9 protein-coding genes are annotated in these 12,156 nt (G+C 65.2%); 5 read left to right on the forward strand and 4 right to left on the reverse strand.

From position 1 onward, the window contains the following. Nucleotides 1–29 precede the first annotated feature (29 nt). The 4 genes from ACN9MB_RS05685 to ACN9MB_RS05700 all read right to left on the reverse strand — a co-directional run bounded on the left by ACN9MB_RS05685 (nucleotide 30) and on the right by ACN9MB_RS05700 (nucleotide 6,984). Complete coding sequence (locus ACN9MB_RS05685) at nucleotides 30–1,619, reverse strand: ATP-binding cassette domain-containing protein (RefSeq protein ID WP_426271065.1); 1,590 nt, start codon at nucleotides 1,617–1,619, stop codon at nucleotides 30–32. Nucleotides 1,620–1,878: 259 nt separating this feature from the next. Continuing rightward, nucleotides 1,879–2,223, reverse strand: coding sequence for a PsiF family protein (locus ACN9MB_RS05690; RefSeq protein WP_204635104.1), 345 nt, complete (start codon nucleotides 2,221–2,223; stop codon nucleotides 1,879–1,881). A gap of 219 nt (nucleotides 2,224–2,442) precedes the next feature. Then, nucleotides 2,443–5,301 (reverse strand): lamin tail domain-containing protein, encoded by a 2,859-nt coding sequence (locus tag ACN9MB_RS05695; RefSeq protein WP_426271066.1) that lies wholly within the window; start codon nucleotides 5,299–5,301, stop codon nucleotides 2,443–2,445. 174 nt (nucleotides 5,302–5,475) lie between these two features. Beyond that, the gene (locus ACN9MB_RS05700; RefSeq protein ID WP_426271067.1) at nucleotides 5,476–6,984 is read right to left on the reverse strand and encodes an aminotransferase class III-fold pyridoxal phosphate-dependent enzyme; all 1,509 of its coding nucleotides are present in this window, start codon (nucleotides 6,982–6,984) and stop codon (nucleotides 5,476–5,478) included. 307 nt (nucleotides 6,985–7,291) lie between these two features. Here ACN9MB_RS05700 and ACN9MB_RS05705 point away from each other — a divergent pair, with 307 nt between their 5' ends. Genes ACN9MB_RS05705 through ACN9MB_RS05725 form a run of 5 tightly spaced genes read left to right on the forward strand, consistent with a single transcriptional unit; the run spans nucleotide 7,292 to nucleotide 12,105 of the window. Next, nucleotides 7,292–8,206, forward strand: a complete 915-nt coding sequence (locus ACN9MB_RS05705; RefSeq protein ID WP_426271068.1) for an ABC transporter ATP-binding protein — start codon at nucleotides 7,292–7,294, stop codon at nucleotides 8,204–8,206. Then, a complete protein-coding gene (locus tag ACN9MB_RS05710; RefSeq protein WP_239535374.1) occupies nucleotides 8,206–8,991 on the forward strand; it encodes an ABC transporter permease in 786 nt (261 codons plus the stop codon). Before ACN9MB_RS05705 ends, ACN9MB_RS05710 begins: the two co-directional genes overlap by 1 nt. A 45-nt stretch (nucleotides 8,992–9,036) precedes the next feature. After that, nucleotides 9,037–10,221 carry a sensor histidine kinase gene (locus ACN9MB_RS05715; RefSeq protein ID WP_426271069.1) on the forward strand — a complete coding sequence of 395 codons (1,185 nt, stop codon included), beginning with the start codon at nucleotides 9,037–9,039 and terminating at the stop codon, nucleotides 10,219–10,221. Between the two features lie 16 nt (nucleotides 10,222–10,237). Continuing rightward, on the forward strand, nucleotides 10,238–10,840 hold the full coding sequence (locus ACN9MB_RS05720) for a response regulator transcription factor (RefSeq protein WP_204635109.1): 603 nt from the start codon (nucleotides 10,238–10,240) through the stop codon (nucleotides 10,838–10,840). Nucleotides 10,841–10,896: 56 nt separating this feature from the next. After that, nucleotides 10,897–12,105: a DUF3142 domain-containing protein gene (locus ACN9MB_RS05725; protein WP_426271070.1), complete on the forward strand. Its 1,209-nt coding sequence runs from the start codon at nucleotides 10,897–10,899 to the stop codon at nucleotides 12,103–12,105. The last annotated feature ends 51 nt before the right edge of the window (nucleotides 12,106–12,156 follow it).

Here is a 12,156-nt window from a genome sequence, read left to right on the forward strand (position 1 = left end):
GGAAACCTGGCGGCAAGGTCGGGGCATTGTCACTCACGTCGCGCGATGAGGGCGAGGGGTTTGTCCAGCCGAAGCTCCCGATCGATGGCCGCCTGCGCCACCAGTTCCGCATCGTGGCTGACCAGGACGAGCGAGCCGCGATAGCCTGCGAGCGCCTGCTCGAGCAACTGGCGGCTGTCGAGATCCAGATGGCTGTCGGGTTCGTCGAGCAGCAACAGGTCGTAGGGTTCGCGGGCGCTGTCGAGCACGAGCAGGGCCAGCTTGACGCGCTCGCCGCCGCTCAGAAGACCCGCGGCCAGCTCCGCCCGCTCGCCCCGCAGGCCGATGCCGGCGAGGTACTCCCGATAGCGCGTCAGCGAATGGCCGGGCGATAGCGCACGCAGGTTCTCAAGTGCGCTCTGCTCATCGCGCAGCAGGCTGTAGTGCTGGTCGATCAACAGCACACGCTCGCCTCCGCGAATCCGGCCGCCACGCGGGGCCAGCCGTCCCATGATGGCGGCCAGCAGACTGGATTTGCCGCTGCCATTGTCGCCATGCAGATACAGGCGCTCGCCGGGAGCGAGGTACAGATCGATCGGTTGATCATGCCCGTGCGGCGGTATGAGTTGAAGCGGCGCGTGCGTCGCCGCAAGCGCACCGAGATCGAATCGTTGTGCACGATGAACATCGATGCGCGAACGCGCCTGAGCGAGTTGTTCGCGCTGCCTCGCCTGCTGCAGCTGTTGTGAGGTGCGCAGCCGCGCACCGGTATCTTCCGAGCGCTGCTTGCGACGGTCCAGCAGGATGGTCGGCAGGTTGGCGTTCGCGCGTTCGCGGTTGGCTTTCTGCTGCCGGTGGACGAGACGCTGCTGCTCATCGTGGTGTTGCCGTTCCAACGCTTTCTGCTCACGGCGTGCCTGATTCCATTGCCGTTCGGCGGCCTGCCGTTCCGTATCGCGAAGCATCGAGTAAGCCGCGACATTGCCGCCGTAGCGGCGCAAACCGTGCGGCGAAAGTTCGTCGACGCTTTCCACCTCGGCGAGCAGGGCGCGGTCGTGGCTGATCAACAAATAGCCGCCGGCATGCGCGATCAGCCGTTCGCGCAGCCACTGGCGGCCACGGCGATCCAGGTGATTGCCTGGCTCATCCAGTATCAGGAAATGCTGTTCGAGCTCGAACAACTGGCTCAGTCGAAGGCGCACGCGTTCGCCGCCGCTGAGGCTTTCCCAGAGGCGTGAAAGGTCGTGGGGTAGCCCGGCCTGTTCAAGCCATTGGCTGGCGCGTTCGTGCACGTTCCAGTCGTCGGCGAGTGTGTGGAAATCCGCCGGGTCCGCGCTGCCTGCTTCGATGCGCTGCAGGGCGTCGAGTTTGCGGTCCACGCCAAGGGCCGCGGCGATCGTGCCGCCGAACGCAGGCCACCGTTGTGGCAGATGGGCAAGCTCGACGTGACGCACTACCTGGCCGTGGGTGGGTTCGATCAGGCCAGCCAGCACCCGGCCAAGCAGCGACTTGCCGCTGCCGTTGCGGCCGACCAGCGCATGGCGCCCGGTAGAAAAGGACGTTTCGAGATTCTCGAAAACGGGATCGCGGCCCGGCGGTGCAAAGCCGAGTTGGTGAATAAGTAGGGATAGTGCCGTCATAAACCCTCCGGAATGGGAGTGGCATACGACAGGGCGCCGAGCGCGAAACGCGCCAAGGGATGTCGACCGCCCTGTCACTCGTGGCCAGACGCAACGCACCCGTGAAGGCTGCGATCGGTTGGCAGGCGAGCGGCTTAGAGGCGCATGTCGGCGGTGAATCCCTGGAGGAAAAGAGTGCGCAGCATAACAGCAGGCACTTAAAGGCAAACAAAAAGGGCGCCGATACGCATCGGCGCCCTGGTGGCTTGTGCCAATACGATCAGTGGCCCGCGTTGGGCGTGTTGCTCAGGCAGGTGCTCATGAACTGCTTGCGGGCATCGCCCTTGAGCGACTTGGCCTGCGGATCGGCGTTGCAGGACTTCATCTTTTCCTGCTGGGTCATCTTGGCCGGTGCGGCGCTTTCACCCTTCAGGCAGCTGCTCATGAAGGTCTTGCGGTCGTCGCCGGTCTTGCCCGTGGCCTGCTTGTTGCAGTCGGCCATGCGCTGCTGCTGCGAATTCTTGGCGGGCGCGCTGGTGGGGGCCGTCTGCGGCGCGGCAAAGGCGGTAGAGGCGGCAAAGGCCAGCGCAACGCCGGCGACCATCAGACTCAAACGCGAAGACATGCGGGTACCCTCCTGGAGAACATGACCGGCGAGTGCCGGCGCGGCAAGTCTATGCCTGCAGACAGGCCGCGTGGGAGGGCATATAGGGTCGCCTACGGACCCCGTTCAGCAAGCTGGAGGGCGACAAGCAAATCGGACTTTTCCCGGCCTGGCGGGGGGCTAAAAGAAAGGCCACGCCCGTCGCCGGACGTGGCCTCCTTAGGGACGTGAAGCTACCGATCAGTGACCGTGGCCGTGTCCTTCGTCCTGGTCATCGTCGTCGTGGTGCCCGTGCCCGTGGTCGCCGTCATCGTGATGGCCGTGCCCATGATCGTCGTCATCGTGATGACCATGCCCTTGTTCGCCGGACAATCCCGGCACGAACAGGTCGACCACGAAGCCATCGTGATCGGACACGCCGATCGCCTTGCGCACGTCGGTGGCGGTGGCGGCATCGGCTTCCGTTTGTACTGGCGCGTCGAGGTCGGCGCGACCGTACTGCATCTTCAGGAAACGCAGCCGGGCGACGTCGTTCATCAGCGCATGATCGAGCACCTGCACCGTGGGCACTTCGCGGCCGGAGTTGCCGGAGCCTGCCGCGGTATAACCCTGGATCGGGCCGAATTCCTCGGTGTAGAGGAACGAGTAGCGATCATTCTCAGGTACCGATTCCACCGCATCCCACAGGGCCGGACGCACGATGTTCTTGCCCAGCTTCAGTTGGTTTTCGCTGTCCTTGTACTTGCCCGATGCCAGTCCCACCACGTCCACCCAGCCATCGCTGAACTGGTAGGCATTGAAGTCGCCCACCACCATCAACGGCAGCCACGGATTGGCGCCCTGCAGGTTCTGCACTTGGCGCGCCAGCGAACTGGCCTGCAGGAAGCGCTTCTGGCGGTCGCGCACGGCGCTGTCGTCGTTGTCGTCGACATTGGTGCGTGCCTTCATGTGCACCGAGATCACCTGGAAGCGCACGCCGCGCGCTTCGGCGGTGAGCAGCAGCGGCGGATGGTCGTGCACGAACGCGGTCTGGCCGTTGTCGTTCCAGGTTTCGTCGGCGGCCAGTTGCTGCACAGAGACCACGCGAACGCGGTCGCTACGTACCAGGAAGCCTACGTTGATGCCGCTGGGATCGTGTCCAGGCACCAGATAGGCCTGGTACTTGGCGCGATAGTCGTCGCCCAGCTGCGTGGCCAGGCCTTGCAGCAGCGGCAGGCTCTTCACTTCCTCCACCGACAGCACGTCGGGCAGCTGCAGCACGCTGCCGATATAGGCGGACAGGCGTTGCGTCTTCGATGCCACTTCGTCGGCCGTCGGCTCCTTGCTGTCGCCGCTGCAGGTGAAGACGGTGTTGAAGTCGGTATCGCAGAAGCGCTCGGTGTTGAACGCACCGATGCGCAGGGCATACGGCGCGGTCGGCGAAACGGAACGCGGCATTTCCGCAACGTGCTTCAGGGTGATCTTGGTCGGGATGAAGGTGTAGGCACCGAAGTCGTAGGAGATGATGCCTTCAGCACGGAACGTGGTGCCCGCCACAAACGGCGTGTTGAGCGGCACGGCGCCGAAGTCCGCCGTGTTCATCTTGAACACTTCCGGGTTGCCGCTCCAATTGGGGAGCTGCACGCCGTCAGGCACCGGCACGCCATAGCGCACGCCGGGGAGACGCAACGAGCGCTTGCCATTCGCGGTGATGCTCACTTCCGCATAGGGCTCGCCGCTGAAACGCTTGTTGCCTGTGTTGATCATGCCGTTCTCGATCACCACGCGCATGCCCACGAAGCACTGGAAGTTGGTCGCGCCGCAGGACAGCTTGGCCGGATCGGACGAAGGCATCGCCTCGCCAAATACCACCGCCTTGGGCAGGCGTGCGCCGTGCGAGGTCACTGTCACCACGGGGCTGGTGAGCTCGGGCAACTGGTAGTAGTTGGCGACCCTGGCGTCCACGTTCACCACATCGCCCACCACCACCGTCGGCGTGCTGGAGGTGAACACATAGATGCCGTTGGACGTAAGCGGATCGGCATCGGCGCGTGCGTCCGGTGTCTGCATGGTGAAGCCCGCCGGGCCCACCGCGGTGACGATGTTGCCGGTGGTCTTCACCGGCTTGCCCAGCAGCGGCGAGATCTGATCGCGCCCCTGGATCTGCCAGATCTCGGCGGCAACCGGGATGTCGTAGAGGATCGCGCCGATCGCCGTATCGCGCGACAGCGGGAGATTGCCGCTGGGCTGGCTCAGCTTGACCTCGAAGGCTTTGTCATCGCTCGGCGTGGTGCGGCCGTGCACCACTAGGTTGAAGTTCGCCTGCATCTGCCCTTCGGCGATGCTCAGGTTGGTATCGAGCGCGTCGTAATCGTGATTGGCGACGGTCGCCGTGCCATCGAGCGTCGCCACGTGCACCGATACGCCACCGGTGGGAGCAGGCTGGGTGAGCGAGACCGTGAACGGCATTTGGACGTCCGCCGCACCACGCACCGTGGCGCTGGCATCGGCGACGGACAAGGCCTGGCCCAGCACGACGCACGAGCTCGCACTGTTGTGCGGCGTCGTGGGAGAAACCACGTTGAAATCGGCCTGGTTGTCTCCGGTGTTTTGCGGCAGGCCCGCAGCCGTGGGCTTGCGGCCATAGCCCTTATCGGCATTGGTGGTGCCGAGCGACGCCAGTGGCGTGCCGGCCTTGTACACAGAACCGGTGGAAAGGCCGACTTGATCGACCAACTGGCCCGAGCCGTCGAGAATGGCGAGGCCACCATCGTCGGTGACGCCCGTGCTGTACTTGAGATCGCCCGCCACGCTGCCGGAATAACCGCTGCTCGCGCTGTTGGTGAGCAACAGATAGCAGCCCGGCGCAATCGACGTGCCGCTCGGCAGCGTCAGGCGCGTGCCGGTGGTGCCGCTGACGTTGGAGGCGTTGAATTTGTAGCCCGACAGATCCAGCGACTTGCTGCCGCTGTTGAACAGCTCGACGAATTCGTCGTTGCCGCCGGCCGGGCCACGGACGCGAAACTGGCTGATGCTGAGGTCTGCCGCTTGCGCAGTGGTTGCCGACAGGGCGAGCAACAGTGCGCCTAAAAGGGCACGTCGAATGTGCGCTGGTTTCATTGACCACTCCCTTCCTGGGTCCAGGGCGGACCCCAACAGGGAGAGGCTAAGCAGCTATTGCGACAGTTTTGCGAAGGAAGTTGCGGCAGCGCTTCATTTTGCGAAGCGCTTTGCGTTCCGATGTGTGACCGGCATCGTCGACGTTGCGTGAACGATGCCGGTCACCTTGCGACTTCAGGCGGCTTCGGCCTTCGTGTCGGCTTTGAGTTTACGCGGCCCCTGCAGCAGGGCCTGGCGCACGTGCGAAACGACCAGGTCCACTTCGTCGCTGGTGACCAGGAAGTGCGGCGTGAAGCGCAGCGAGTTGGTGCCGCCGTGGATCACGCCGACGCCGCGCTCGCGCATGAACTCCTCGATCGAGTTGGCGCCGTAGCACTTGAACTCCGTCGACAGTTCGCAGGAGAACAGCAGGCCGGTGCCTTGCACCTTGGTGATCAGGCCGCCCAGCTCGTTCTTCAGCACGTTGAGCTTGTCGACGAATTCCTTGCCGCGCTCGCGGATGTTGTTGCGCACCTCGTCGGTGAGCAGGTCGAGCGTGGCGAGCGCCACGTCGAGCGCGCGCGGGTTGGCCGTCATGGTGTTGCCGTAGATGCCCTTGCGGTACAGCTCGGCGGTGCGCTGGGTAACAGCCAACACGGACAGCGGGTACTGGCCGGCGTTGAGCGCCTTGGAGAAGGTTTCCATATCCGGCGGCGCGAGTTTCTCGAAGCCCGGATAATCGGTGACCGACAGCACGCCGTGCGCACGCAGGCCCGCCTGGATGGAGTCGACCAGCAACAGCGCACCGTGCGCTTCGGTGAGCGCGCGCGCCTTCTGGTAGAACTCCGGCGTCACCGCGCGGCCCGGATCGCCTTCGCCCATCACCGGTTCCAGGAACATCGCCTCGATGAACCAGCCGTTCTTGTCCGCATCGGCAAACACGGCTTCGAGCTGGGCGATGTCGTAAGGCTGCACGGTGAGCAGCGTGTCCTCGTGGCGATAGCTGGCCAGATGCTGCAGGTACGTCTTGCGCGTGGAATCGGAATACAGCGCCGGCTTGTCGGTGCGGCCGTGGAAGGCACCCTTCACCACCACGCGCTTGATCGCGCGACCGGCGTAGCGCGCGCCAGGGTCGGTCAGCAGCTTGGCGTTGACGTCGGCAATGCGGCAGGCGAGGCCCACCGATTCCGAACCGGAATTGAGGGCGAGGTAACGCGCATACGGATTGCTGTCGCGGTTGCGGCCCAGTTCGCGATCCATCGCCTTGGCAAAACGCATCTGCGAGATGCTCGGCGTCATCACATTGGCCATCACCTGCGGACGCGCGAGCGCGGCATCGATGGAGGCGTTGTTGTGGCCAAAGCCGAGCATGCCGTAGCCGCCGTTGTCGTGGATCACGGCGCCCTTGAAGCTCACCACCCACGGACCGCGCGCCGCGGCGGGCAGGTACGGGTTGATGGCATCGTCCGGATAAAAGTTGACGAACTCCGTCTGCACCTGCGCCATCTGTTCGGCTTCGTCGAGCTTTAGGAAATCGCCCAACTCGCCGCGCAGTTCGCGGTGACGCGCGACCGCATCGCTGATGGCCTGCGCCAGGTCAGGGTGGCTCGCTGCGAGGCGTTCGACGGTGGCATCGTCAAGGCCGCTGGTCTGCGGTGCGCCGCCGAATTCGCGCAGTTCGCGCAGCTGATCAATCACGCCCATGGGCTTCTCCTTCAAGGTCGACTTGCCTGCCGTCCCGATGGCATGCGCGCCGATGTGTCAACGAATGCAAAGGCGGAAGCGCGTGATCATTCAGCGTTTCCGCGGGCTCCAGAGCCTGTTTCCAATCTCTGCGAACCATGTCGCACTGCGATCCGTCACGGATGTGGCAATGCAACGACTGCCCGAGCATAGCGCGGCGCTGTCGCCGCCGGTACCCCGGGTGACGCTTGTCATGTATAGCGGTTGACGTGGACAACTGCCGGCAAACCCTTGTGCCGCCTAGCATGGCGGCCAAGGAGGAGGACCCATGACCCAGTCTGTCGCAGTGGTGGCCAGCTTGTCTGGCGCCGTCAAACGTTACGGCGCTTTAACGGCGCTGGATGGTCTTGATCTCATGCTGCACCGCGGCGAATTGCTTGCCTTGCTGGGCCCCAATGGCGCCGGCAAAAGCACCGCCATCAGCCTGCTGCTGGGGTTGGCGCGTGCGGATGCGGGCAAGGTGGAATTGTTCGGTCGCGATCCGCAGGACATCGACGCGCGCCGCCGTATCGGCGTCATGCTGCAGTCGTCGTTTCTGCCGCCGACGCTCACCGTGGGCGAACTGCTGCGCCTCACCGCCAGTTATTACCCGGCGCCCCGCTCGATCGACGAAAGCGCCGACATGGCCGGCGTCGCCGACCTGTTGTCGCGTCGCTACGCGGCGCTGTCGGGCGGACAGCAGCGGCGTGTGCAGTTTGCGCTGGCGCTGTGCGGCCGTCCCGAATTGCTGTTTCTGGACGAACCCACCGTCGGCATGGATATCGAAGCGCGCCAGAAGTTGTGGGCCGCCATTCGCCGTCTCACCGCCGAAGGCTGCGCAATCGTGCTTACCACGCATTACCTGGAAGAGGCCGAGGCGCTTGCTCAGCGCGTGGTCGTGCTTGGCAAGGGCCGCGTGTTGAGCGAAGGCAGCGTGGATGCGTTGCGCTCGCATGTGGCGACGACGCGCATCCGCTGCATCAGCGATCTGGACGTGGCGGCGCTGTCGCAATGGTCCGACATCTCGCTGGCGGAGCGCGACGGCACGCATATCCTTCTGCACAGCGATGCACCGGAGAAGGTGCTGCGGCGTCTGCTCGACGCCGATCCGGCGCTGTCGGAACTGGAAGTGCGCCGCGCTGGCCTGGCCGAAGCGTTCACCGAACTCACCCGCGAATCGGGCATCGAAAAGGAGGCTGCGTAATGTCCGTCATCACGATCCATCGGGTGCCGCCACTGCCCATGCCGCCGCGCCGCCTGCTGGGCGCCTACCTGATGGAAGCGCGCAGCGAATGCCTGCGTTACTTCCGCATGCCGGGGTTCCTGCTGCCGGTGACGCTGTTTCCCACCATGTTCTACCTGCTGTTCGGCATCGTGATGAATCGCCAGTCCGGCGCCGAAACCGCGCGCTATCTGCTGGCCAGTTACGGCGTGTTCGGCGTGATGAGTCCCGGCCTGTTCGGTTTCGGCGTGTCGCTGGCAATGGAACGCGAAAACGGCCTGCTGACGCTCAAGCGGGCGCTGCCGGCACCACCGGGTGCCTATCTGCTGGGCAAGATGGCGATGGCCATGCTGGCGTCGGGTACGGTGATGGCGTTGTTGCTGGCGCTGGCGGTCGGCGTGGCGCATGTGCAGCTGGGCGTGCTGCAGATGCTGCTGTTCCTGCTCATGGGCATGCTGGGCGTGCTGCCGTTCTGCGCGCTGGGCATGCTGGTCGGCACCCTGGTGAAGGGGCAGGGGGCACCGGGCGTGATCAATATCATCTACCTGCCGATGTCGTTCCTGTCCGGCTTGTGGATGCCGCTGTCGACGCTGCCCTCGGTGCTGCAGCAGATCGCCCCGATCTGGCCGAGCACGCACCTGCGCGAGCTGGCCTTGAAGACGGTGGGCATGGGGCAGTCGCCGGCATGGCCCCACCTGCTGGTGCTGGCCGCCTATGGCGTGGGTTTCTTCCTGCTGGCGTCCCGCCGGCTGCACCGCGTCGGTTGAAGTAGCATGGACACGAGGCGGATCGATCACGGGGAGCGGGGCACGGTGCGTCAGTGGCTGAAAAACTGGTTTACCCCCGCGCCGGATTCGCTGGTGGCGATCAGCCTGCAAAAGGGCAAGTCGCCGTGGGTGGATACGATCCATCTGCTGTGGTCGGTCTGGGTGTTCGTCATTCCCGCGTTCGACCACTACACCTGGTCGTGGGCATTCTTCACGCTGCTGACCTATCCGCTGTTCCTGCTGCTGTACGCGAAGTGTTGCTTGGCCTCGCGGCGTCAGGCGCGCTATTTCGCGCTGACGCTGGTGGCCATGTCGATGCTGTTGCTGCCCTGGTATTCCGCCGCGCTGACCTATTTCGTGTACGGCACCATCATGTTGCGCAGCTGTCGCATGGCGCTGCGCAATTACATGGGGATGCTGGTGATGCTCAACGTCATCCTCATCGCCGAAGTGTCGTTGTTGCACTACGCATGGCAGGCGGTGATCTGGATCCCGGTCACCTCGATCATCGTGGGCCTGGTGGTGCACGCCGAACGACTGAGCGAAGAAAAGGAAGCGGAGCTGCGCCTGTCGCACGACGAAGTGCGCCGCCTCGCCGCGCTGGCCGAGCGTGAGCGCATCGGCCGCGACCTGCACGATCTGCTGGGGCATACGCTGTCATTGATCACCTTGAAGCTCGAGCTGTCACGCAAGCTGTTCGATCGCGACAGCGAGGCGGCCAAGCGGGAAATGGCCGAGGCGGAACGCGTGGCGCGGCATGCGCTGTCGGAAGTGCGCACGGCGGTGTCGGGTATCCGCGCGACCGATCTGGCGGCTGAACTCGCGGCTGCCCGGCTCATGCTGGAAGCCTCGATGGTGTCCCTCGAATGCACGCCCTTGCCACCGTCGCTGCCGATCGAGGTGGAGCGGGGCCTGGCCCTGGTATTGCGCGAAGCCGTGACCAATATCGCCCGGCATGCGCGCGCCAATCGTGCACGGGTGTCCACTGCTGTGGCCGGCCAGGCCTTGAAATTGAGCATCGAGGACGACGGGCGCGGCGGCGTCGGTATCCATGGCAACGGCCTCAAGGGCATGCATGAGCGCGTGCGTGCCCTGGGCGGCACGCTTGAAGTGATCTCGCCGGTAGGCAAGGGTACGCGGCTGCACATCACGGTGCCGCTTCGTTCGCGGCCACCGCAGCGGGAGCTGGCCCAGGATGAGGAAACGCCGAATCCGGCGGCTGCAGGTTGAACCACAGGAGCGTTGCATGATTCGTGTATTGCTGGCCGAAGACCAGGCGATGGTGCGCGGCGCTTTGACCGCGCTGCTCAACCTCGAAAGCGACATCGAGGTGCTTGGTTCGGCAGCGGATGGCGAGGCCGCATGGCGCGAAGTGCAGCGCGTGAAGCCCGATGTGCTCGTCACCGATATCGAAATGCCGGGACTGACCGGCCTGGAACTGGCCCAACGCATCCAGCGCCATGAGCTGCCGATCAAGGTGATCATCGTGACCACCTTCGCCCGTCCGGGCTTTCTGCGTCGCGCGCTGGATGCCGGCGTTTCCGGCTATCTGTTGAAGGATGCACCGGCGGAGAATCTCGCCGAAGCGTTGCGCATGGTCCATCGCGGCGGGCGCGCCATCGATCCGCAGCTGGCGCTGGAAGCCTGGTCGGAGGCCGATCCGCTGAACGATCGCGAGCGCCAGGTGCTGCGCCTGGCGGGCGAGGGCCAGTCCGCCAACGACATTGCCACGCAACTGAACCTCTCGCACGGCACCGTGCGCAACTACCTGTCCGAAGCCATCGGCAAGCTCGGCGCGGCCAATCGCATCGAGGCGTATCGTCTCGCTCGCCAGAAAGGTTGGCTGTAGCCTTGGGGCACGTCATGGGCTGCCATGGCGCTTGATCCTGATCGGGTGCGCGCTTAGTGGCCGAGGTGTTTCGACGTTTCGTTGGTCTTGCCGGCCTGGCCGTGGCGTTTGTCATCGCCGGCTGCGCGTCGCGACAGCCGCCGCTCGCCAACGACGCCTACGTGTGGCAGCACCAATGGACGCCAGCGTTGGCGCGTTCGATATCGGACAGCGGCCAGGAGCTGCGCGCGTGGCGCGTGCTGGCCGCGGAGATGGATGGACGAGGCCAGTGGCGTACGTTCTCACCGGCATGGCCGGTGTTGGCGGCCAGCGGCAAGCCGGTGATTGCGGTGGTCCGCGTGGAAGGCACGCTGCAGCAGTGGGACGAAACGGCGTTGCTCGAACGCACTCGCTCGTTGCTGTCGCAGTGGCGCCTGCAAGGTATTCGCTTCGCCGGCATCGAGATCGACCACGATTGCGCCACTTCGCGGCTGCCGGCCTACACGCATTTCCTGGCATCGCTGCGCCCGCTGCTGGCGCCGGGCGAACGCTTGTCGATCACCGCGCTACCCACCTGGCTGGAGAGTTCCGAGCTTGACGCTTTACTGGCGCAGGCCGATGAGACGGTGTTGCAGGTGCACGCCGTGCAGTCGCCGCGCGCGGGTTTGTTCCAACCGGAGCGTGCGCGCGCATGGTTGCGCGAGTTCGCCCGCCACACGGGCAAGCCCTGGCGCGTGGCGCTGCCGGCGTACGGCACGCGGGTCAGTTGGGACGATCAAGGGCGGGTGGTCGCGATCGAAAGCGAGCGGCCCACCCTGGTGGACAGCACCGAGTCGCGTGAGCTGTTTGCCGAGCCGGCCGCCATGCAGCGTTTTGTGGCGGGGTTGGAGGCCGATGTGCCGCACGGGCTCGCAGGCATCGTGTGGTTTCGCCTGCCGACCGAAGGCGATGAGCGCGCCTGGAGCATGGCCAGCTGGCATGCGGTACTGCGGCGCACGCCACTGACCTCATCGATCACGGTGAACACGGTGCCCAGCGGCGATCCGTCGCGCCTCGACGTGCAAATCGTCAACTCGGGCACGAGCGACATGGCGTTGCCGGCACTGGTTCGCATCGACAGCGCCTGCGAGGCAGCCGACGGCATCAACGGCTATGCGCTGCAGCGCACGCCGCAGGGGCTTTATCTGCAACGGACTCGGGTCGGGCTGTTGCGTGCAGGTCGTCAATTGGCGATCGGCTGGCTTCGCTGTAGTCGCTCGCCCGGCACCGTGCGGATCGACCGCTGAAGCCTGGCGTCGCGCGGGGCGCAGGCCATAATGGCGCCATCGGGGCGAAGG

Origin of the sequence: Dyella kyungheensis, assembly GCF_049913195.1 — a bacterium.
GTDB lineage: Bacteria > Pseudomonadota > Gammaproteobacteria > Xanthomonadales > Rhodanobacteraceae > Dyella > Dyella kyungheensis.